This is a genomic window from Sphingopyxis selenitireducens, assembly GCF_051550705.1.
Taxonomy (GTDB): domain Bacteria; phylum Pseudomonadota; class Alphaproteobacteria; order Sphingomonadales; family Sphingomonadaceae; genus Sphingopyxis.
This window is the reverse complement of sequence record NZ_JBPULG010000001.1, coordinates 952,222-974,864: the sequence shown is the minus strand read 5'-3', so window position 1 is coordinate 974,864 and position 22,643 is coordinate 952,222. Positions and strand designations below refer to the sequence as shown.

Below are 22,643 nucleotides of genomic sequence, written 5' to 3'. Positions count from 1 at the left end.
CGACTGCGTGGAGTAAGACTTGGTTCAAGCTCGAAGGATGGTTTCTGCCCTATAGCGATCCCGCAGCAAGCGTTTGAATAGCTTTCCCGTTGGCTCACGAGGCAAGGCATCGATAAAATCGATCTGGCGCGGGGTTTTCAGGCCTCCGAGGCGCTCGCGCAGATATACGGTGAGATCGGCCTTCAGTGCGTCGCTTGCATCAGCGGAATCGCGCAATTCGATGACGGCAACGACGCGCTCTCCCATGTCGGGATCGGGCGCTCCGATCACTGCGACATCGCGTACCTTCGGGTGAAGGGCGAGCGCATTCTCGATCTCTTGAGGATAGATGTTAACCCCGCCGGAAATGATCATGAAGCTTTTCCGGTCGGTGAGATAAAGATACCCGTCCGCGTCAAGCCTTCCGATGTCGCCCAGCGTGGTCCAGCCTTTGGCATTGGTTGAGGAGCGCGTCTTCGCTTCGTCATTATGGTAGGCGAACGTCGGCCCCCCCTCGAAATAAACTCCACCTTCGGCATTTGCAGGGAGTGGCTCGCCTTCATCGTCACAGATGCGGATGGTGCCAATCACGGCCTTCCCCACCGATCCCTTGCGCTCCATCCATTCCTCGGGGCCGATCAGGGTCAAGCCATTGTTTTCGGTGCCCCCATAGTACTCGTGGATGATGGGACCCCACCACGCCATCATGGCTTCTTTCACCGGTATCGGGCAGGGGGCGGCGGCGTGGAATGCGGCGCGCATAGACGATACGTCATAAGCAAGCCGCCTATCATCCGGAAGCTGGAGCATCCGTACGAAGTGGGTGGGAACCCATTGCGATGCGGTGATGCGGTGGCGTTCGATCAGGGCCAGCGCCTGCTCAGCGTCGAAGCGCTCCATGACCACGACCGTACCGCCAAGCCGATGAACCATCATCGCCCAGCGGAGCGGGCCCGCATGATAGAGCGGGGCGGGCGAAAGATAGACACTGTCCTCGCCCATCTTGAACCGGGTGCGCGCCATCGGGGTCAAGGGGGTCTCGCCCGCGATCGGCAGATCGGGCGTGAACGGACGGCGGATGCCTTTGGGGCGTCCCGTCGTCCCCGACGAATAGAGCATATCGGTGCCAGCGCATTCATCGGCAACAGGCGTCGTGGGACATGCGGCGGCCGCTGAGACAAGGTCCGGCGCTTGTTCCTCGCCCTGATCAACCGTGAAGGCCGGAATATTGGCGCCTTCTGCGCGGGCGGCCATGATGAGCGGCAGGGTTTTGCGCGACCCGATGACGCAGCGGGCGCCGCTGTCCTGCAGGATATAGGCGAGGTCCGGCCCAGACAGGGTGTGCGAGAGGCAGGCATAATAGAGACCCGAGCGCTGGGCGGCCCAGATCACAGGGAAGAACCACTCATTGTTCTCCATCACAATGGCGATCGTGTTGCCCGCCGCATAGCCCTGCGAGCGCCAGAAATGGGCAAGTTGGTTCGACCGTTCGTCGAGCGTCCGGTAATCGACGCTGATGCCCGAGGTCGCCATAATATAGGCAGGTTTGTCCGGATTTGCCCGGGCATGGTGACTGGGATGCATCCCGACCTCTCCTCGACATTCGCTTGTTCGGCGTGTTGCCGGTTGCTCGAATTTCATGTTATGTGTTACATATATTGTACCATGTCAACAATAAGGGCCATGGAAGTCGGATCGGTCCGCGATGGGAGAGAGAAATGTTAAATCTGGACGGAAAGGTCGCGCTCGTTACTGGGGCTGCGACGGGAATCGGCCGCGACGTTGCAGACACGCTGGAGCGGCACGGCGCTGCGGTCGTTACGAGCGATATAGCTCCTGCTGCGCAAGGAAGCGCCCGCGGCGCCATGCTTCGACATGACGTAACGAGCGAAGATGATTGGGACACGGTCCTGGCTGACATCGAGGCGAGGGAAGGGCGTCTCGACATTCTGGTCAACAATGCTGGCATTATTCTCAACAAGCCATTTCTCGACACGAGCCTGGACGATTTGCGGCGTGTTCTGCGCATCAATGTCGAGAGTGTCTGGATCGGGATGCAGAAGGCGGCGCCGTTGATGACGGGGGGCAGCGGCTCGATCATTAATCTGTCGTCGATTTACGGTCAGCTGGCGGGCCCGATGCATGCGGCCTATTCGGCGAGCAAAGGGGCGGTGCGCCTGATGACGAAGGGTGTGGCGGTTGAATTCGCCCGCAGTGGTTCGGGCATTCGCGTGAACAGTGTCCACCCCGGTCCCGTCGAGACGGCGCTTGGCCTGAGTGGCCTCGAACCCGCGGTCGCGGCGGGGCGATTCCCCGACATGGAGGCGGCCAAGGCGTTTGTCGCCACGGGTTTCCCGATGGGGCGATGGGCCAACACGGGTGATGTGGCGGGCGCCGTTCTCTTTCTGGCCTCCGATGCCTCTCGCTTCATGACCGGCACCGAGCTTGTCGTCGATGGCGGATATTCGCTGCTTTAGATCAGCGGTGGCGCCGGAAAGGGCTGCGGCGATGCCGCAGCCCTTTCTCGCTCACGCAAGAGGAAGGTCGCGGCCGCTGAGTTCCGCAGCCTTGTCCCACAGCTTCTCGGCCAGCGCCGGGTCGATCGCGTAGCGCATCACGCCGGTGCGATAGTCGGGCTCGTCGCGCACCGCGGCAATGGCACACTCCTGAAGATAAGCGCCGCCTTTACCAGCGAGACGCGGCTCGGTCAGTGCCCAGATTGTCGTCGCGGCGCCTTGATCGGGGGTCATGAAGTCCTCGGGCGGTATCTCACCGGTTTTTGCCACCTGCTCCGCAAAATCCTCTTCGACCATCGAGCGGGCCATGTCGGTGACCACCTGCCCGGGATGGAGCGAGAAGGCGTCGACGCCGCGGTCGCGCAACGTCTTGCTCAGCTTGACGGCCATCAGGCACGTACCGGTCTTTGACTGCCCATAGCTGCTCCACGCGGAATAAGGGCGATGATCGAAGTTGATATCGTTGAAGACGACGGGCGAATAATGATGGCCAAAGGAACTGACGCACGCGATGCGGGCACCGTCGGCCAGAAGCGGAGCGATCCGGCTTGCCAGCACGGCATGGCCGACGACGTTGGTCATGAAGCCCATTTCGACGCCAATCGACGAGAGCTGCCGTGCGCCGATAACCCCGGCGTTGTTGACGAGGAAGTCGATCGGAGTCCTCGCAGCGATGAGCCGGTCGGCCAGCGCATCGACCGATGCCAGATCGGCCAGATCGACCCCCGCAACCTCAATCTGCCCGGTGGCGGAGGCGCGAAGGGCTTCCGCCGCATGATCGAGTTTCATGCCGGGGCGGCTGGCGATGATGACGTTGGCTCCGGCGCGTGCAAGGGCTGTCGCGGTCGTTAGCCCCAGTCCACCCGAGCCGCCGGTCACCAACGCGACTTTTCCGGAAAGATTGAAGCCATCGAGTATCTCCGCCGTCCCGGGAAAGCGGTTGGAGGATTTGAAAGCGATTATCTCTGTCATCGGTCGTCTCCCGTCTTGTCCTTGGTGGCGACGTTCGGTTCGCAACCCGCCACGACCTCAAGCATCGTTACGGAAGCGAGCGCCGCGTCCATGCTGGCGAGCGCCGCATCGCTTGTTTCGAGGTGTCGGCCAAATGTGAGGCGTTCATCCTTGAGCCGGTCTTGGACTGGCCCTTCATGGGCTGATCTGACGAGACGCTTGATTTCGCCCAGCGCGCGCGCATCGCGTCCGGCAAGACCATGTGCGATTTCGAGCGCCGCGGTAACAGCATCGTCGGCGAGATCGCCCACGATACCGAGTTCGTGCGCGCGCTTTGCATCGACCGTGCGTCCTCGCAGCGCGATATCTAGAGCGGGGCCTTCGCCAATCAACCGAGCCAGGCGGATTGTGCCGCCCCCTCCGGGCAAGATGTCGACGCGAATTTCGGGCAGGCCGATATGCTCTACGTCACGCCGGGCGACGCGGATGTCACATGCCAACGCGATCTCGAAACCTCCGCCCATGCAGATGCCGTTGATGGCCGCGATGACGGGAACGGGCGAGGCCGCAATCCGATCGGTCATTCGCGCGAAATCGGCGTCGACGAAACTCTCCGGGCCGATGGCACCCGAACGGATGGCGTCGGCGGCCTTGCGGATTGCGGCAAGGTCATAGTGACGAATGAAAACTTCAGGGTCGGCGCCTGTAATGACGGCGGCGCGAACCTCCTCGTCATCAAGTGCGTCCTCCACCGCCGCTGCCAGTTCCCTGACGCCGCGACCATCCATAATGCCGTGTGGTGGCGAACTGACGCGGATCAGGCGGACCGCGCCATGCTTTTCCAGCGCAACGCTCATTGGGGTGCCGGAAAATAGACGGCTTGCGGCGCCATATATTCGAGCAGGCCTTCGATGCCGTTTTCGACCCCGAACCCGCTTTGCTTATGTCCTGCAAAAGGGACGTCGGGTCGAAGCATGAGGTTGGAGTTGATCCAGACCGTTCCGGTCTCGAGGCGGCGTGCTACGTCCTTTGCCTTTTCGATGTCGGATGACCACACGGCACCGGCGAGGCCATATTCGCTGTCGTTCGCTCGTGCGATGACATCTTCGATGTCGCTGAACCGGAGAAGCGGCAGAACGGGGCCAAAGGCTTCCTCGTGCACCACGCGTGAATTCTCAGGCGGATTGTCGATGAGCGTTACCGGCACGAAATAACCCTGCTGCGGCACGGCCGAACCTTCAAGGAGGACAAGGCCGCTTGCCCGTGCATCCTCGATCAGCTCGGTTACGCGCTCGAACTGTCGCCGGTTCTGGATCGGCCCGAGATCGGTGCCCTGCTCGCTGCCATCGCCGACCTTTGTTGCCCTGGCGATCTCGAGCAGCTTGTCGCGCATCCGGTCGTAAATATCTTCATGGATATAGAGGCGCTTGGTTGCGATGCAGATTTGCGCGCTGTTGAAGAAGGCACCGTAAAAAATGCGCGCCGCTACCTCGTCGACATCCGCGTCGGGCAGAACGATCGCGGCATCATTGCCGCCCAGTTCCAACGTTACGCGCTTGAGGTCCTTCGACGCGGCTTCCATCACCTTCTTGCCGGTGGCGGTTGATCCGGTGAAACTGATTTTCGCAAAGCCGGGATGGGCGGTCATTAACGGACCCAGATCGTCGTCGCCGGTGATGATGTTGAGAACCCCGGGCGGAAAGACGCTGTTCAAAAGCTCCCCGATTTTGAGCATGCACAGAGGCGTAAACGGCGAGGGCTTGAGAACGATCGTGTTCCCCGCGAGCAGCGCGGGGGCGATCTTCCATATCGACAGGTTCACCGGAAAATTCCAGGGCGAGATAGCGCCCACGACGCCCAACGGGACATAGTGAGTCTCGATGATCTGGCCGTCTCCGCTATCGACCCGGTGGACTGGGGGCTGCATGGCCGCATAGGCGCGCAGCCATGCGACGCCGATGCCGACTTCGGCGATTGCGCCTTCGACGGGGCGCCCCTGCTCGCGTGTGAACAGCCGCCCGAGATCGGCCGCATGCGCTTCCAGCAGGTCCGCTGCCGCGGCGATCAATCGCTGGCGTTCGGAAATCGGCGTGTTGCGCCATGCCGGAAAAGCGCCGCGGGCTTCGGATACCGCGCGATCCAGTTCGGCGACCGAACAATTGGGGGCTTCGGCAAAGACTTGCCCATTGGCTGGATTGATCACCTGGATGCGACGGTCGCTCTCGATGAGTTCACCGCCAATGGTCATCCGGTAAGCCGAATCGAAGTCCATCACACTCTCCCGTTTTGATCAACGCCGATTTGACCGCGTCCCGTTCGCAAGGCGAAAAATGGCGGATACTCGGCGCCACACGTTGGTTGACACGAGACATATCTTGTAACATATTCGGTCAATAGACAAGAATGAAATTTGGGAAAGGAATTCGGCATGGAGCAGTATGATCTCCTGATCCGGAAGGCCGAGATCATCGATGGTACGGGCGCGCCGTCGTTTCGTGGTGATATTGCGATTGCTGACGGGCGCGTGGCGGCGGTTGGCTCGCTCGTCGGCCGCAGCGCAAAGAATGTTCTCGACGTGGACGGCAAGATTGTCGCGCCGGGCCATATCACGCAGCACGCCCATTATGACGCTGCGATCTTCTGGAGCCCCCAGTGTCTCGATTCCGGGCCGCAGGGTGTTACCTCGATCCTCAATGCCAATTGCGGCTTCAGCATGGCGCCCGTCCGCCCCGCTGACCGAGAGCGCACGATGGCGATGCTCTCCACCACCGAGCAAATTCCCGTCGAGCAGCAGCGCGCCGCGCTGCCTTGGGACTGGGAAACCTTCCCGGAATTCATGAACAGCCTTCGCGCGTTGCCGAAGAGCGTCAACATCATGACCTATCTGCCGCTTAATCCGTTGCTGATTTACGTGATGGGGATCGACGCGGCCAAGGAGCGCCAGCCGAACGCGGCCGAGATCGCCGAGATGCACCGTCTTATCAACGAGGCGATGGACGCTGGCGCGATCGGTATTTCGGCCTCGGTTATGGGCGCTGAAGGCAATACCCACGTCGATTTTGACGGTACGTCCATGCCGACCGATACGCTCAGTCGCGAGTCCATCCTCGCTATTGCACAGGGGCTGATCGAGCGCGGCAGCGGGATCGTGCAGTTCTTTGCCAATGTGGGGCCGAACGGTGACCGGGGCACTTCGGAAGCCGTCGCCCAGGCCGCCAAAGGATCAGGCGTACGGGTGATTCACAACATTTTGGTGACGGTCGACGGGCATCCAGCTCTGGTCGAGACCGATATCGAGTGGATCGACAATATGCGGCAGCGGGGACTTGATATTACGGGCGCTGCGCTGATCCACTATGGCTGGGTCGAAGGCGGCATCCGCGATCTCGACACCTCTGCAGGCAGCATGGCGGCGGTGCGCGAGATGGTCGCGTGCCAGAGTGACGAGGAGATACTCGGGCTGCTGTCGAACGCTGCCTTTGTGAAGAGTTTTTCGGACGAGTATCTGCGCGACGGTCCTTCGAACAGCGCCGCCGGTTTTGAAGCCTTCACCGTTATCGATCTTGGCGGTGTTCCTGATCTCGACGTCTATGTCGGGCGAGATCTCGGCGAGATTGCCGAGAGCGAGGGCCGTACCGTTGTCGAAATTTTGTGCGACCTCGGCGTGCGCTCCGGTCTCAAATTACAGCTCAAGTCTGCCTCTTTCTCGGCGTGGGACGCGACATTGCCCGCGCGGATGCTCTCGCATCCCTCAATCGCTGCGGGTGTCTCCGACGGCGGGGCACACACCAAGTCAATGTCGAACGGCTTCTACGCGACCGAACTGATCGTTCGGATGGGACGTGAGCAGAAAAGCATGTCGATCGAGGAACTGCATTATCAGCTCAGTTTCAAGATCGCCCGGACCCTGGGCATCCCCGGCCGGGGCGCGATCTTGCCGGGATATTGGGCTGATCTGATCGTCTATGACCTCGCGGACCTGTACGTCGATTATCTGAAATTCGACATCGTCCATGACATGCCGACCGGCGACTGGCGCCGTGAGGCAAGGGCAGGGGGCTACGCCCATATCTTCGTCAATGGTGTCGAGACTTTTGCCGGCGGCAATTGGACGAAGGCCACGCCCGGTGCGATTGTCACGCCGTTGGCCGATCAAGCCTTTGAACGGATCGCGGCATGAGCGCGGCGACACTCGATGGTTCGGCCCCCATGACCAGCGGGCCGACGATGCCGGCGGACATGGCGCAAAAGCTGGCCACCCCGTCGGTATATGCGACCGCCGAAATTCATGAAATCTATCGCTGGCTGCGCGCGAACATGCCGGTCTCGCGCGCCGAGCCGGAGGGCTTCGATCCTTTCTGGGTGGTCACTCGCCACGCCGATATCCTTGGCGTCAGCAAGAATAACGCAATGTTTCCCAGCGGCGATCGTGCAACGACCTTCGTCAATGCCGCGCATGTCCGCCGAAATCATGCGATCACAGGATGTCCGCATCTCGTGAAATCGCTGGTGACGATGGATGGGGCCGAGCATCGTCAGTATCGCGGTTTGACGCAGGGGAAATTCATGCCCGGAAAACTGCGTGATCGTGCACCCGCGATCCGCGAACTTGCTGTCGAAGTTGTCGAGACGATGGCCAATCTTGGCCCCGAATGCGATTTCGCCGTTGATATCTCGGTGCCTTATCCGCTTCGTGTGGTGATGGAAATCCTCGGGGTGCCGGCTGCGGATTATGGCCTGATGCTGCGCCTGACCCAGGAAATGTTCGGGCCGCAGGATCCCGATACGGCAAAGGCCATGGCATCGCTCGACGCCAGTCAATATTCGGCGATTGTGCAGGGCGCGGTCGACGGATTGACGAAATATTTTTCCGCCATCAGCGATGACCGGCGCGCCAATCCGCGTGATGATCTGGCGACCCTGATTGCGAACGCGCGGATCGATGGCGAGCCAATCGGCACCGCCGAGGAAGTCGGCTATTACATTATCGTCGCGACCGCAGGTCATGATACGACCTCCTCGTCAATCTCGGCGATCATGTGGGCGCTTGCAACCCAGCCCGGCCTGCTTGACCGGGTTCGGGCCGATCCGTCGCTGCTGCCTCAGCTTGTCGAGGAAGGCATTCGCTGGGCGACCCCGGTCAAGACCTTCATGCGCTCTGCTGCCGCCGATACCGAGATCGGCGGCCAAGCCGTCAGCAAGGGCGACTGGATCATGCTGGCCTATGCGTCGGGCAATCACGACGAGGCCGTTTTTGACAATCCGTTCGAGTTCCGGATCGACCGCAAACCCAACCCGCAGCTCGCATTCGGCTTCGGCGCGCATACCTGCCTTGGCCAGCATATGGCTCGCCTCGAAATGCTGGCGCTGTTCGAGACGATGTTGCCTCGCCTCGAGCATGTCGAGCTGAACGGCGAACCCGAATTCATTCAGAGCGTGTTCGTCAACGGCCTCAAGCGCCTGCCGATCCGCTTCACGATGAACTGATCAAAATCAACAGGCACCGCTTGGGTGCAAAAGGGAGAGTTTCGAATGGCAGTCGATGGAGTAGGCTCGCTGAGCGCCTTGCGGTCGCTCGCAGCCAGCGCCACTCAGGTGAGTGAAGAACGGATCGCCGCTTTCATATGCGAGCAGGGCGAAACCGGCGACATCACGGTGCATTTCACCAATGGCAGCCTCGCGGCGGGCGCGTCGGGGGGAACGCTGATGTTCGACCTCCACCGGGCGGCCGATGGGCAAGTCGATATCGATGAGTGTGTCTTGCGCTTTGACCTCGGCAATGACGGGATTTTTTCGCAGGTCTCGCTGAAGGATCAGTTCGATATCATGCAGGCGCTCGGCCAACGCGGTTTGACCGTGCCTGCGGTGCGGTGGCTCGACCTCGACGGCCTTATTGTCGAGGGGGCGGATGCGCTGGTGATGAACCGCATCACGGCATTGACCCCGACGATCCAGTATCTGCAGATGGGCCCCTATGCCGACGCGACGGTCGCCGAGCGAACGAAGATGCTTGGAGAACTGATGCGCTTCGCCTCGCTGCTGCACAAAATTCCCGCCGCGGACCTTGGCGTCCCCTCGCTCTTCACCCGGGGAGGAGAGGGCGAATATTTCATCGACCGCGAGATCAATTGGGCGCAGCAGGAACTTCATGTGCGCTTTCCGGAGGTCGAGGAAGGGGAGCGCGCGGCGCTCCATAGCGAAATCCGGCAAACCATCGATGCTGTGGCCCAAGTCTTGCACCGGGTTGCACCGCAGGGCCTTGAGCCCACGGTCTGTCACGGCGACCTGACTTTCGCCAATGCGATGTTCGACGCCGATCGCAACCTGCTCGCGATGCTCGACTGGGAATTGTGCCATCACGGCCTGCCTGCCGAAGATGTCGCCTATTTTCTGTCCGCCGCGCGCGTGATCGCCTCGCTTGGATCGACCAAAGCCGATCCCCCTGAACGCGAGCTGGCGATCGCCGCTTATGAGGCGGCTGGCGGCATTATCGCGCACTGGGATTTCGCGGCTGCGATGTCGACCTTCCGCCTCGCTACGTGGGGGGCGATCGGTATGCGCCGTATGCCGCGTGAACATTGGGAGGGGCAGCGCCTGATGTGGGAATTGCAGAGATCCGAATTGCTCGCGGCCATGGCCGCACTCGGGGAAAATGTTTCGGGATAGGATGACGATGCCAGAGGTTCGCGAGGTCAAGTCATCATGCCGCATTTGCATTGGCACGTGTGGGGTCAAGCTGACGATCGAGGATGATCGGGTTACCCAGGTCCGGGGGGACAAGGATCATGTCCTCAGCCGCGGCTACGCGTGCATCAAGGGCCTCAGTGCAGCAGATGCGATGAACGCTCCCGAACGCATCCTGCATCCGATGAAACGGATGGCTGACGGAAGCTGGCAGCGGATCCCGTTCGAGACCGCGCTGGACGAGATTGCCGGGCGGATGGCAGCCATCATCGAAGAGGAAGGGGCGGAATCGGCGGCGCTCTTTAAGGGGACTCAGGCCTATCTGAACGTGACGGCGGCACCGATGCTGGAGGCTTTTCAACGCGCGATCGGCTCGCCTTCCTTTTTTACGACGATGACAATTGACCAGTCTGCCAAATTTGTCGGCATGAACCGCATCGGGATGTGGCGGGCGCCGATGCATCACTTCCATGATGCGGAGGTATTGATGCTGTGCGGTGGCAACCCGCTGGTGTCGCTGTCGGTCCAGGGCGTCATACCATTCAATATGACGAAGCAGTTCCGCGATGCGAAGGCGCGCGGGATGAAGCTGATCGTGATCGATCCGCGCGTCACCGAGACCGCGCAGATGGCGGATATTCACCTGCAGATTCGCCCCGGCGAAGATCCCGCCTTGATGGCTGGCATCATCCGTGAAATTCTGGCGCATGGCTATCACGACGAAGAATTTTGCCGCGATTATGTGACCCAGATCGAGGAACTCCGCCGGTCCGTCGAGCCTTTTACACTCGACTATACGGCGGCCAGGGCCGGGGTTCCGGCAGAGCTGGTTGCCGATGCTGCCCGTGTTTTCGCTTCCGAATGCCGGATCGGGCCTGCCTTTTCGAGCACCGGTCCCAATATGGCGGCGCGCTCGAACCTTGCCGAGCATCTGATCCAGGTCCTCAACATCATCTGCGGCCGATTTATGCGGGCTGGCGAGAAGCTCAGAAATCCCGGTGTCATCAACCCTCTCTGGATCAATCCGCCGGTTGCCGAAGTCATTCCCCCGATGCGCGAGTTCGAGACCGGACCGAAGAGCCGCGTCCGGGGAATTGGCGCGATGTTCGGAGAGATGATGAGCGGCACGCTGCCCGAGGAAATACTCACTCCCGGCAAAGGCCGCATCCGCTCTCTGGTCGTAACGGGCGCCAATCCCGCGATCGCCATGCCTGACCAGATCAAGACGGTTGAGGCACTGAAAGCCCTGGATCTGTTGGTGGTGGTTGAACCGTTCCCGACGGCAACGACGGAACTTGCCCATTATATCATTCCGCCCAAGCTGCTTTACGAGCGCGAGGATGTACTGATGACGCCGGCTTATGAGGGCATGTTCATGCCCGTCCCCTACCAGCGTTACTGCCCGCCGATGGTGCCGCCTCCGGCGGGCGCAGACGTCGTTGATGAATGGCGGATCTATTGGGGGCTGGCCAAGCGGCTCGGGAAGACGATCATATTTGAAGAGGCGGCGCTGGACATGGAGAATGCGCCGACCACGCGCGACCTGATCGCCCAGGTTATGCGCCATTCGCCGATTACCGTCGATGAGTTGGCAGCGCTGCCGGATGGCAAGATATTCGATGAGCTGCCTGACGCGATCATTCAGCCCGGCGACGTGGGAACGAAGCGCTTTGCGCTGATGCCGGAAGATGTCGAAGCCGACATGGCCGATATGTTTGCGGACGACCCGCTTTCTCTCGCGGCGGACTTTCCCTTCCGCCTGATTTCGAGGCGAATGCGCGAAAGTCAGAACAGCTTCGGGCGCAACTTTCCTGCGGTGCAGGAACGCTTCCAGTACAACCCCGCTTTCATGAATCCCGAGGATATGGATGAACTCGGCCTGTCGGCCGGGGATAGCGTCGAAATTGTCTCTCCGCACGCGACAATTGCCGGGAGGGTGCGCGCTGAGCCGGCACTTCGGCGCGGTGTTGTCTCCATGGCACATTGCTGGGGCGGATTGCCCGGCAGCGAGGCGCCATATGACAAGGGCGGATCGAACACGGCGCGTCTCGTCAGCCTCGACGACGATTGCGAGGCGGTGAACCATATGCCCCGCATGTCGGCCATTCCTGTGCGGATCGTCGCAGACTTGGAATCAAGTGCTGCTTCCCCGGACGAGCTTCAACAGAAAGAGGTGATTTCGTGATTATCAACCCGGTCCTCATGCCTGAAAATTCCGAATGGCCGCATGATCACAACGGCGATGAGTGGTGGCAGGAAAGCGTGGTTATCAGCTGGGCCGATCCAGAGCAGGAAATGGGCGGCGTCATACGTATCGGGCATCAACCCAACCGCGGCTTTACAAAATGCTGCTTCGGCATCGTTTCGCGAAACGGGCCCGGTTATGCGCGCAATGCGCAGGATCTGCCATATCGTGCGTCGGACCGGCTGCCGACCGGATTTGGCACCGATGATTTCGTTGCCGCGACCTTCGATGGAAATACCAGCCGCTGGACGGCGCACGACGAGCATGTCGAAATGGATATTCGGGTTACCGACGTCCACCACCCTTATGACTTTATGTCCCTGACTCCGCGGACCGAGACCACCGAAACCTGGTTCTCCAACCATATTCAGGGCGCGGGAAATTTCGAGGGCAGGGTCCGGCTTGGCGATCGGTGGTTCGATGTGAAGGGCGGCACATACCGTGATCATAGCTGGGGGACGCGTCTCATCCACAATCCCCGTGCCGACCTCTATGCCGGATGGTGGCTAGGCGGCTCCTTCGGTCCCAATTTTGCATTCGGATTTCAAAATGGTCGTTCCCAGTCCGGGGATTCGATGCCTTGCGCCTATCTGGTGATCGATGGCGTGACCTATCTGGCCGAGGTCATTGATGCCGAAGTTTCGATGGCGCTTGGTGACGGCATTTCGCCAAAGGGCGTGAAAGTGGTTGTCTACGAACCGACGCTGGGCGAGTTGACGTTCAAGGCGCGAGGGTATGGCAGCGTCGTCATGGCGCTTGAGGGGAAGCATTTCGAACTGTCGATGCCCTGTACCGTCCAGTGCGGCGACTTGATCGGCGGCGGTAGCGTGGAGACGATTATCAATCCGCGCAATGGATCGACGCGACCCTTCTGGATCGAGGGCGGGGCGCTCGAAAATGGGCCCAATGAATTTAAAAATGGAAAGCTTGTTCAGGCGCCTTTTGGCCGCCCAGGCTTCGTGGTCTAGAAGCGAAGCGACGGCACGACGAACTTCTGGAGGATGCGCCGGTGATCATCCTCATTATAGTCGGGCCGGACGTTTAGAAAGTGGCCGACGTTATTGAGCCACTCGATGATTTCTGCGTCGCTCATTCCGTCGGCGATCTCGTTGGCCTCGCGCGATGCGTCGATGAGCGGTTGCCAGGCATCGCGCATCGCTTTTTGAACCTGCTCGGTGCCGCCGAATTGGAACGTCGTGAAATGCGCGTCGCCTTCCTGGAGGATGATTTCCATCAGCAGCTCATCGGCGCGGCCAAGCTTGATGGAATAGACCATCCCTTCGACGATGGCATCGCTCAGGCGGTTATATTGGGAGAGGAATTTCCCGAGGTTCGTCATCAGGACGTCGATGCGCTGGGTTGCGATATATTCCAGCAGAACGGACCGGTTTTCGAACATGCGATACAGTGTCTGGCGCGACACGCCATAGGCATCGGCGATGTCGGCCATCGACGTTCTATGAACGCCGAATTGTTTGAAGCACTGAATGGCAGCGGCCGCGACCTTCTGCTTCGTCACGCGCTGTTTTCCGTCTGGCTTCTTTGAATTGGTCAAATCATTTCCCCCGGACGCTCATGACGGCGGCCGCATGACAATCGGCTTATGGCTTTTCGCGGTTTTGGGCAACCTCCCGGAACCCATATTCAGCGCGCAAATTCTGCGTTGACATGGAACATAATTTGTAACAAGTTCGGATCAGTCGGACGCAGAGCTGAAGATGATTGGGATTGACGGATTCGGCCACTCGGTGATGGCCGCTCGTACGCTTTGTTGCGTATGAATTTTTGGCTCATTTCCATCTTCGGTAAAGCGTCCACAATCAAGGCGGAAGAACCGCTGCTGTTCGAGATCGCCAGGCGTTTGCGCGCCGACGATACCGAGGTGGGAGGATGGACATGACGATTACCAAATCGATGCTGAAGACTGCGGGCGCTATGGCGGTGTTGCCCGCGTTGGCCCTTTCTGTTTCCGCTCAGGCTCAGGAGAGTGCCGCGCCGCAGGCCGCCGCAGACGAAATTAGAGGAGATGGCGATATCGTCGTGACGGCCCTCAAGCGCTCTCAGTCCCTGCAAGACGTGCCTGCGTCCATCTCGGCCGTTTCCGGCGAAGACCTCGCTACCAAGGGACTCAGCGATATTCGCGACTTGTCGAAGGTCATTCCCAATCTCAACTGGGGCGAGCATTTCGGGACGACGCTGATCACGATCCGGGGTGCGGGCTCCAATGTCGATTCAGGTGCGACCGAACCCACGGTCGCGCTTTATGTGGACGGCATTTACCTGCCACGTTCGGACATGGCGACGTTCCGCGCGGTCGATCTTGATCGTGTCGAAGTGCTGCGCGGGCCGCAGGGGACCCTTTACGGACGGAACGCCGCAGGCGGGGCGATCAATTTCGTTTCCCAGCAACCGACCGAAGAGCTCACCGGAAAGATCGAAGTGTCGACCGGATCGCGCGATGCCATCGGCGTCAACGGATATATCTCTGGCGCCATCGCGCCGGGCATCTCGGTGCGGGTCAGCGGCGGACGCGAGAAGCAGGACGGATATGTCCGCGTTCTCAACACCGGTCAGCAGTTGAACGGCGTCGATACGGTCTATGGCCGATTTGCGTTGGCGATCGAGCCCGCGGGTTCGGCGTTCCGGAACGAAACATCGATCCGCTATGAGCGGAACAAGGCTGCCGTTGCCTATCAGCAGGCGATTGGACCGCTCGCATTTCCGGCCTCGACCTTTATCGCCGAACCCAACAAGATTCTGGCCGATGGTCCCTTTGGTGGGCGCCGCGAAACTTTGATCGCGTCCAATATTCTAACATGGGAAGCGTCGGACGACCTGACGATCAAGTCGCTCACCGGCTATATCGATCACAATAGTCACGCTGCCGTCGACGCCGACGGATCGCTTGTCCGCTTTCAGGATGTGTTCGATTTTGCGCGAACGTCGGAATCGATCAGCCAGGAACTGAACTTTGTCGGGACGAGCGGCAATCTCGACTGGATCGTCGGCCTCTACTATTTTCACGAAAAATATTACGGCAATCTGCCCGTCACGCTGCAGGATGATCTCGCACCGGCGCAAGGGCTGCCGGTCGGGGCGACGATCAATCTGGGCCAGCGCGCGAACATCAACAATTACGCTGCGTTCGTCGACCTCAATTACCGTTTCAACGACCTCGTCTCGCTGAACCTCGGGATGCGCTATAATCACGAGAATAACAAATATCGCGAAATCTTCTCGCTCGACCCGATCGTTCCCGAATTTGAGGGCGCCTTCAAGAGCAAGGACGACAAGTTCATTCCCAAGGTCGCGCTGAAGTTCGACCTCACCGACGATGTGCAATCCTACATTCAGTGGTCAAAAGGTTATAAGTCCGGCGGCGTCAACCTGCCTTCGGGAAGCGGCGAAATCTTGCCGCTCTACCGGCCCGAGGACATGAGTGCCTTTGAAGTGGGCATTAAGTCGCAGTTCCTGGATCGCACCCTGACGCTCAACGTCGCGGGCTGGTATTATGACTATAAGGACCTGCAAATCACCCGGAACGTTCCGCCGTCGACGACCGTGGTCAACAATGCCGACGCCGAGATTTACGGCGTCGAGGCCGAACTGCGATGGAATCCGACGCGGAGCCTCAACATCTCGGTGGCGCCAACCTGGCAACATGCGGTGTTTAGAAACTATACCACCTTCGATCCGGTAATCGCCCAGCAGATCGATCTCGACGGCAGCCCGCTTCCGCGCGCGCCGAAATTCACGATAAATGCCGGTATTTCGAACGAATTCGAACTTGGCGGGCAATTGCTTTCTGCGCTTCGCCTCGATGCCAATCTGATGCACAGTTCGCAGGTCGTGCTGCGGTACGAGAACCAGAATCCTCTTGAGCGCCAGAAGGCTTACACGATCGTGAATTTCTCGGCATCGCTCACTGACGCATCCGAAAAGACCCAGTTGACCGCGTTTTTGAACAACGCATTCAACGTGGATTACAAACAGAATGTGATCAATTTCGGTATCGGTTTCATGGGTAATTATGGCCCGCCCCGCACTTGGGGCCTGCGTCTGTCGCGCAAATTCTGACCCGCAACGAAGGCCCGCGCTCGGGTTTTAGCTGAGCCAGATATTTTTGGGAGTTGAGAATGGGCATCGATATCATCGACCGTATTGATGAAAACACCGTGATGGACCGCGATGCGATGCGGCGAATGGACGGGGTCATCCGCGGGATCCCTGAAGTGCAGCTGAAATCGGCCGATCACGACATGGCGGGGCTCGACCCGGCAGTATCGATCGACCCGTTCACGCACTTCGGGCGCCTGCGCGATGGCGGACAGGATGTCGTCCAATATGTCGATGGCAAATATGGCCCTCTCCACGTCTACAACGCTTTCGGACGCGATCTTGATCTGCCGAACTTCGCCGTCGTGGGCCATGCTGCGTTAAAATCGATGGTATTGGACCCCGCAACCTTCGTAAATGACGGGGCCTATGGCGCGCATGGCGACGCCCAAAATCCCGGCTTTACGTTCGTAAACGAGCTGGACGGTGCGGAACATAAAGCCATGCGCCGTCTGTTTGAGCAGGAAGTATTCTCGCGCCGCTTCCTCACCGATCTTGCCGACGACACCATCGCGCCCCTCGCTGAATTTCTGACCCAGCGCATTCGCGGCATGGTGGACGCGGGAGAAGACGCCGATCTGTCGCGCGATCTCGCGCTGCCGCTGCTCTACATGAGCATGGCAAAGGTCATCGGCATCGATATGGTCGACCTCAGCTATTTTGTCGGACTGGGTGAGGCCGTGTTCGGTGGGCCGCGCGACTTTGAGGCGGCCGGGCGCGCTGCGGTCGAGCTCGACGAATATTTCGGCAGGGTTTACGAGGAGCGCAAGTCTCGCGGCGATCTCGACAAGGGCGATCTCATGTCTCTCATGAGCAAGGCCGAACGCGACGGACTGAGTTTCTCCGCGCGCGAAATCATCGTCTATTGCCGCTTCCTGCTGCCTGCCGGTATCGAGACGACGTGGCGGCAGTCGGCCAACATTGCCTATTCGCTCATGTTGCATCCTGAGCAATATCAGCAGGTTGTCGCCGATCCTTCGCTTTGGACTGCCGCAATAGAAGAAGCGATGCGCTGGATGCCGTCCGGCTTCATTCTCCCGCGCACGGCGGCGACCGACACGCAGCTTGCCGGTGTCGACATTCCGGCGGGCTCGAGCATGTACGGAATCTTCGGCGTCGCCAACCGCGACCCGCGTGTCTGGCCGGACGCCGAAAGGTTCGATATCCATCGCAAGCGGACGCCGCACCTGACATTCAGTGCCGGTAGCCACAGCTGCATGGGCCAGCAACTGGCGCGCCAGAGCTTCACGCATATCATGCGGTCGATGACGAAAAATCTCCCCGATATTGTGTTGGCCGTCGACCCGTCCGAAGTGCGCACGACAGGGCTCATCATCCGTTGTCCTGACGCCGTGCCCGTCCGCAAAGCCTGATCGATATTTCGATGGCCAATATCATTGTCGTTACCCGGGACGGGACCGAGCATGTCATCGAGGCGACCGAAGGGCTTTCCATCATGGAAATTGTGCGGGATGCCGGAATCGACGAATTGCAGGCGCTCTGCGGCGGGTGCCTGTCTTGCGCAACATGTCACATCCATGTCGATCCTGCGTTCGTAGATTTGCTGGAAGCGGCGAGCGACGACGAAACCGAACTGCTCGATACATCGTCGGACCGTGACGCCTTTTCCCGCCTTTCGTGCCAGCTCCCATTCAACGACAGGATCGGAGGAATGCGGTTCCTCATCGCCAAGGAAGACTGAGACGTTTTCACCTACTGCAACGGCGCGACCCGCTGCTTGGCGTCGGGGAGCAAGATTGTTGCGAGACCGAGAAGCGGCAGATAGGCGCAGAATTTGTAAACCCATACGATGCCGTAAATGTCAGCAAGCTGGCCGAGGCCGGCAGCGCCGATCCCGCTGATCCCGAACATCAGGCCGAACATCAATCCCGAGACGAGGCCCACGCGGCCTGGCACGAGTTCCTGCGCATAGACCACGAGCGCGGCGAAGGCAGAGGACATGATGACGCCGATCGAAATGGCGAACACAGCGGTCCAGAACAGGTTTGCGTGCGGCAGGATCATGGCGAACGGCGCGACCCCGAGGAAGGATGCCCAAATGACGGCCTTGCGCCCGATCCGGTCGCCCACGGGGCCGCCAGCAAAGGTTCCCGCAGCTACCGCCGCGAGGAAGCAGAAGAGGTAGAATTGGGACTCGCGCACGCTGAGGTCAAAGCGTTCGATGAGGTAGAAGGTGAAATAGTTGGTGAAAGCGCCGATATAGATGAACTTGGCGAACATCAGGACGCCGATTGCGGACAGGGCGCTGACGATTTCGCGGCGACTGTGTGGAGACGCTTGCGCAGGTCCCGTAGCGACGGGCAGCGCGGCGGCAGCTTTCAGCCGCCAGCGGGTAATGCCGAACAGCACCCATATGGCCGCGATCGCCGCGAAGGCGAGCCAGCCGACAGCGGTCTGGCCAAAGGGCAGGATAATCGCCGATGCGATGATCGGTCCCAGCGCGGAGCCCGTGTTGCCGCCAACCTGAAAGGCGGACTGCGCCGTGCCGAAACGTCCTCCCGAGGCCATGCGCGCCACGCGCGAAGCCTCTGGATGAAAGGTCGCCGACCCCACGCCTATCACCGCTGATGCGAGGATCAGCGACGGATAGCTGCCAGCGGCCGCGAGCCAGCCCACGCCGGCAAGCGTCACGAACATCCCGAGTGGCAGCAGATAGGGCAGGGGGCGCTTGTCGGTATAGAGACCAACGCACGGCTGGAGAAGCGAGGCGGTGAACTGGTAGACGAGGGCGATCCAGCCGATCTCCCCGAAGCTCAGATGATATTTATCCTTGAGCATCGGATAGATGGCAGGAAGCACGGCCTGGATCAGGTCGTTGAGAAGATGAGCGAAGGCTACGGCGCCGACAATCTGCACGACCAGTTTTGGCCCGTCTTGCGGCGGGGCTGTGGTGTGAACCGCGTCTGGAGAGGTTGGCAGGGTGGCTGTCGTGTCGGTCATGGGGCGGGCTTTCGAAATGTCCGGCGCGCTTAACAATCCGAGACCTTTCCCGCTTTGTTGTATGAGCCAAACTTTTCTGCAAATGGGACATGATGGATTTTTATCCCGACGAGAATGACCATGTCGCCCGGCCGCTGATCGCGATCGGGCACAATTATCCGGACTCGTATGAGCTTGCGGAACATTGCCATCGCCGCAGCCAGTTTCTCTATGCCGCTACCGGCGTGATGGCGGTGAGCACACCCAACGGGTCATGGGTTGCGCCGCCCGAGCGCGCGGTCTGGATCCCGGCCGGCACGCCGCATTCGGTTCGCATGGTCGGCGCGGTGCAGACGCGCAGCGTCCTGATCGAGCCCGGGGAATGCGCGGGCCGAGGTGACAAATGTCAGGTCGTCGGTGTGTCTCCGCTCGTTCGACACTTGCTGGGCGCCGCCGCCGACGTGCCGCCCGAATATGATGCTTCAGGTCGCGATGGGCTCGTCATGCGCCTTCTGCTGGTGGAGATCGAACGCGCGCCATCGATCCCGCTCGCCGTTCCGTTCCCAACCCACCGGGTTCTTGCCCGCCGGTGTCATGCCTTTCTCGAACGGCCAAGCGCGGCGGCGACGATCGACGAATGGGCTGATGAAATGGCGATGAACCGGCGCAGCTTCACGCGGCTCTTCCGCCGCGAGACGGGAATGAGCTTCGCCGAATGGCGTCAGCAAGCTTGCCTGTCGGTGGCCTTGCCGAAGCTTGCCGCGGGAGAGGCGGTTACCTCAATCGCCTATGACCTCGGCTATGACAGCCCCGGCAATTTCTCGACGATGTTCAAACGAATGCTGGGTGTTCCCCCAAGCCGATATCTGAAGCCATAGAAGATTGCAGACAAACACATCTTGTCGGCTTTCGCTTCCGTTTTGCCATTAACAGACAGTCTCCAACCGGCCATTCAACGACGACGCGGCCTCTACGCACCAACAGAAGCGCAATTTTGGAGAGCGCGACGCCAGTGGCGGAGGCGCGGCGACCACTCGATCAGGAGCTAGGTATGAATTTCCCTCTATTAACAAAGTTGAATCTGTCAGTTGAGCGGAAGGCGGGCGTAAGTTGGGGGAGCTAGGTTGAAAAATCGGAGAATTGTAGGAGCATTTGGCAAACAGGTTGCGTGTATTCTGGCGATGATGGTTGCGGGATGCGGCGGTGGAGGCGGAAACTCGTCACCGCCGCCGGTGACCGTTACGCCAACGCCTGCACCCACGCCGGTTCCGACGCCCACTCCCACGCCTGCTACCTCAACCTATCCGACCTTTTTCGACCTCACGCAAAGTCGTGGCCTGGATTCTTACGCGGCTTCCGTGACTATTCAGCAGCGTTACACACCTGATGCGACGCCGCTCTATGCTTTCGAGTCCTCTACAACTTCTCTTGGTACAGACCCGCGCGCCCTCGGCTATAGTTATAATTCGTCCGATGGCGCCATCACCTTGAGGTTTGAGGATAAAACTATCGTCATCCCTCGTTCGACGATGACGGAACAGACAGACTCTGTCATGCGGTCAGGCGCGATAACGCTTGATCCAGCTTCTTGGGCCGTTTTGTGGACAATTCGCCCCGGCCCGGCCTCCCGATATCTTACCTGGAGTGAGCTCGAATTAAACTGGAGGGGCTTTCCAGATGCCGGAGCGATGGCTTCCCGGCAGAGTACCCACCGCTTTCTGCTCGGCGTCGGGACGCGAAGCAATGACATGCCACAATCGGGCATTCGTCGTTATAGCAGCGCGCTGAACACGACCTCTCTGTTATATGACGGATTGGGCGGTTTTTCCGGCCAGTCCCCGATCGAGATCGACTTCTCGTCACGAAAAGTCAGCGGCGTTGTGCCGGTTAATCAATCGTCATGGGAAACCGGAACGACTCCCCTCAGCGCGACCCTGACATATCAAGGCACGATCGATATCGCGAACAACGTGATATATGGGAGCGTGACAAGTGCGGAAGGTTTTGCGGGCACCTTCGAGGGAAGCTATTTGGACCGGCCTCGGAACTTGGCTTGATTTTTACCCTTGAACGAAATGGCAAGGGCGTGGTCGGTACACTGATAGGACTCGCTGCGACCGCTCCCTAATCTGCCTGGTCGGGGGGAAGTCGGGAAATATCCGCAGGCGACCGTTCGCTGCCATTTCGATCTGGATCGGTCCCGCATGCCTGCTTGTTGCTATCGGCGCCGGAAAGCGGACACGCAGCCATCCGCCACCAAGGGCCGTTTTATGGCAAGGTATTGAGTTCCGGAATGGGGTGATGAATTGTAACGAGAGGGGCGAAGGTTTTAGGCGCGATCTTTACTGCCTTTGCAAGAGAGGCGGTCGCTGTCGTTGCACTGACGGGTTTCAGCTGGTTCGGCGTAACCGGACAAGATCGACGACCACCCATTTCCCTTCACGCTTCTCGACGAGACCGTGATCCTTGAAGTAGGTAATTTCTCGCTGAACGCTCTGGCGCGTTACATCGAATATGCTGGCAATGTCGCTCTGGGTGAACGGAAAGTCTAGTTCGATCGGTCCTTCGGCCGTGTTAGTGGCGCATCGCTCGGCAAAGTCGGCGAACATGTTGGCGATCTGCTGGCGTAGCCGCATCGTCGCCCGCATCTCCCGCGCGGCAAACTGCCAACTGATGGCATCGGCGAACTTTCGACATAATGCTTCGGGAATGGCGGCATGCATATAGTAGAGCTCCCAGAAGTCGCGCTCGTGCAATATCCGGATGCGGCTGCGGACCATCGCGATTGACGTGTGATTATAACGTCGCCGCGACACCATCGCCGTCTCGGCGTAACAATTGCCGGCGATGTAAATTGTAATCAGCGCTTCGCTACCATCCTCGTGGAGGCCCACAAGGCGCACATATCCTTCGACGACCTGAAAGATGCGGTTCGCCTCACGACCGGCCTGCGCAATGATCCCGCCAGGCTCGATCGTTACTTCTTCCATCCGCGCAAGCATTGCGTCGCGGACAGTCTCGGGCAAATCGCCGATCCAGTTTCCGTGGTTGATGAACCTTTGCATGGATGGTTTTGCCTTCTCTCCCTAAATGGGCTTGTAGCACGTCCCTATGATTGCACTGTGTAACATAGGTGTCATGCCCATCGCGCCGCTTGGAGGCACATAGCTCTCGAATCACGGGATCGACAGCAGTCGGCCCACGAACAGGAG

Annotated in this window: 18 protein-coding genes; 11 read left to right on the top strand and 7 right to left on the bottom strand. The window is 59.8% G+C overall.

Features of this window, described 5'->3' with window-relative positions:
• Positions 1 to 24: 24 nt before the first annotated feature.
• Positions 25 to 1,563, bottom strand: coding sequence for an acyl-CoA synthetase (locus tag ACSYDV_RS04450; RefSeq protein ID WP_438322532.1), 1,539 nt, complete (start codon positions 1,561 to 1,563; stop codon positions 25 to 27).
• A 134-nt stretch (positions 1,564 to 1,697) separates the two neighbouring features.
• On the opposite strand from ACSYDV_RS04450, the gene ACSYDV_RS04445 reads away from it, so the two are divergent.
• Complete coding sequence (locus ACSYDV_RS04445; RefSeq protein WP_438322531.1) at positions 1,698 to 2,456, top strand: SDR family NAD(P)-dependent oxidoreductase; 759 nt, start codon at positions 1,698 to 1,700, stop codon at positions 2,454 to 2,456.
• Positions 2,457 to 2,507: 51 nt separating this feature from the next.
• Here the strand turns inward: ACSYDV_RS04445 and ACSYDV_RS04440 are convergent, their stop codons facing one another.
• The 3 genes from ACSYDV_RS04440 to ACSYDV_RS04430 are packed head-to-tail and all read right to left on the bottom strand — an operon-like array spanning position 2,508 to position 5,718.
• Positions 2,508 to 3,467 (bottom strand): SDR family NAD(P)-dependent oxidoreductase, encoded by a 960-nt coding sequence (locus ACSYDV_RS04440; RefSeq protein ID WP_438322530.1) that lies wholly within the window; start codon positions 3,465 to 3,467, stop codon positions 2,508 to 2,510.
• Positions 3,464 to 4,303, bottom strand: a complete 840-nt coding sequence (locus ACSYDV_RS04435; RefSeq protein WP_438322529.1) for an enoyl-CoA hydratase/isomerase family protein — start codon at positions 4,301 to 4,303, stop codon at positions 3,464 to 3,466. Before ACSYDV_RS04435 ends, ACSYDV_RS04440 begins: the two co-directional genes overlap by 4 nt.
• Positions 4,300 to 5,718 (bottom strand): aldehyde dehydrogenase family protein, encoded by a 1,419-nt coding sequence (locus tag ACSYDV_RS04430; protein WP_438322528.1) that lies wholly within the window; start codon positions 5,716 to 5,718, stop codon positions 4,300 to 4,302. The genes ACSYDV_RS04435 and ACSYDV_RS04430 overlap by 4 nt, the downstream gene beginning before the upstream one ends.
• A 477-nt stretch (positions 5,719 to 6,195) precedes the next feature.
• On the opposite strand from ACSYDV_RS04430, the gene ACSYDV_RS04425 reads away from it, so the two are divergent.
• The 5 genes from ACSYDV_RS04425 to ACSYDV_RS04405 are packed head-to-tail and all read left to right on the top strand — an operon-like array spanning position 6,196 to position 13,343.
• Complete coding sequence (locus tag ACSYDV_RS04425; RefSeq protein WP_438322527.1) at positions 6,196 to 7,626, top strand: hypothetical protein; 1,431 nt, start codon at positions 6,196 to 6,198, stop codon at positions 7,624 to 7,626.
• Positions 7,623 to 8,933 carry a cytochrome P450 gene (locus ACSYDV_RS04420; protein ID WP_438322526.1) on the top strand — a complete coding sequence of 437 codons (1,311 nt, stop codon included), beginning with the start codon at positions 7,623 to 7,625 and terminating at the stop codon, positions 8,931 to 8,933. The genes ACSYDV_RS04425 and ACSYDV_RS04420 overlap by 4 nt, the downstream gene beginning before the upstream one ends.
• A 45-nt stretch (positions 8,934 to 8,978) precedes the next feature.
• Positions 8,979 to 10,112 (top strand): phosphotransferase family protein, encoded by a 1,134-nt coding sequence (locus tag ACSYDV_RS04415; RefSeq protein ID WP_438322525.1) that lies wholly within the window; start codon positions 8,979 to 8,981, stop codon positions 10,110 to 10,112.
• Positions 10,113 to 10,119: 7 nt separating this feature from the next.
• Entirely contained in the window at positions 10,120 to 12,315 is a 2,196-nt protein-coding gene (locus tag ACSYDV_RS04410; protein ID WP_438322524.1) for a molybdopterin-containing oxidoreductase family protein, read from the top strand.
• Complete coding sequence (locus tag ACSYDV_RS04405) at positions 12,312 to 13,343, top strand: DUF7064 domain-containing protein (RefSeq protein WP_438322523.1); 1,032 nt, start codon at positions 12,312 to 12,314, stop codon at positions 13,341 to 13,343. Before ACSYDV_RS04410 ends, ACSYDV_RS04405 begins: the two co-directional genes overlap by 4 nt.
• On the opposite strand, the gene ACSYDV_RS04400 is transcribed toward ACSYDV_RS04405, so the two are convergent.
• Positions 13,340 to 13,894, bottom strand: a complete 555-nt coding sequence (locus tag ACSYDV_RS04400; protein WP_438322522.1) for a TetR/AcrR family transcriptional regulator — start codon at positions 13,892 to 13,894, stop codon at positions 13,340 to 13,342. The two genes, ACSYDV_RS04405 and ACSYDV_RS04400, sit on opposite strands and share 4 nt — an antisense overlap.
• 377 nt (positions 13,895 to 14,271) lie before the next feature.
• Between ACSYDV_RS04400 and ACSYDV_RS04395 the strand changes: the two genes are divergently transcribed.
• Genes ACSYDV_RS04395 through ACSYDV_RS04385 form a run of 3 tightly spaced genes read left to right on the top strand, consistent with a single transcriptional unit; the run spans position 14,272 to position 18,193 of the window.
• Positions 14,272 to 16,452, top strand: a complete 2,181-nt coding sequence (locus ACSYDV_RS04395) for a TonB-dependent receptor (protein WP_438322521.1) — start codon at positions 14,272 to 14,274, stop codon at positions 16,450 to 16,452.
• Positions 16,453 to 16,511: 59 nt separating this feature from the next.
• Entirely contained in the window at positions 16,512 to 17,864 is a 1,353-nt protein-coding gene (locus ACSYDV_RS04390; RefSeq protein ID WP_438322520.1) for a cytochrome P450, read from the top strand.
• An 11-nt stretch (positions 17,865 to 17,875) separates the two neighbouring features.
• A complete protein-coding gene (locus ACSYDV_RS04385) occupies positions 17,876 to 18,193 on the top strand; it encodes a 2Fe-2S iron-sulfur cluster-binding protein (protein ID WP_438322519.1) in 318 nt (105 codons plus the stop codon).
• A gap of 11 nt (positions 18,194 to 18,204) precedes the next feature.
• Here ACSYDV_RS04385 and ACSYDV_RS04380 read toward each other — a convergent pair whose 3' ends face one another.
• Positions 18,205 to 19,452 (bottom strand): MFS transporter, encoded by a 1,248-nt coding sequence (locus tag ACSYDV_RS04380; RefSeq protein ID WP_438322518.1) that lies wholly within the window; start codon positions 19,450 to 19,452, stop codon positions 18,205 to 18,207.
• Positions 19,453 to 19,544: 92 nt separating this feature from the next.
• Between ACSYDV_RS04380 and ACSYDV_RS04375 the strand changes: the two genes are divergently transcribed.
• Both ACSYDV_RS04375 and ACSYDV_RS04370 read left to right on the top strand, forming a co-directional pair.
• Positions 19,545 to 20,309 (top strand): AraC family transcriptional regulator, encoded by a 765-nt coding sequence (locus ACSYDV_RS04375; RefSeq protein WP_438322517.1) that lies wholly within the window; start codon positions 19,545 to 19,547, stop codon positions 20,307 to 20,309.
• A 246-nt stretch (positions 20,310 to 20,555) separates the two neighbouring features.
• Entirely contained in the window at positions 20,556 to 21,488 is a 933-nt protein-coding gene (locus ACSYDV_RS04370; RefSeq protein ID WP_438322516.1) for a hypothetical protein, read from the top strand.
• A gap of 333 nt (positions 21,489 to 21,821) precedes the next feature.
• Here ACSYDV_RS04370 and ACSYDV_RS04365 read toward each other — a convergent pair whose 3' ends face one another.
• Entirely contained in the window at positions 21,822 to 22,496 is a 675-nt protein-coding gene (locus ACSYDV_RS04365; RefSeq protein ID WP_438322515.1) for a Crp/Fnr family transcriptional regulator, read from the bottom strand.
• Positions 22,497 to 22,643 lie beyond the last annotated feature (147 nt).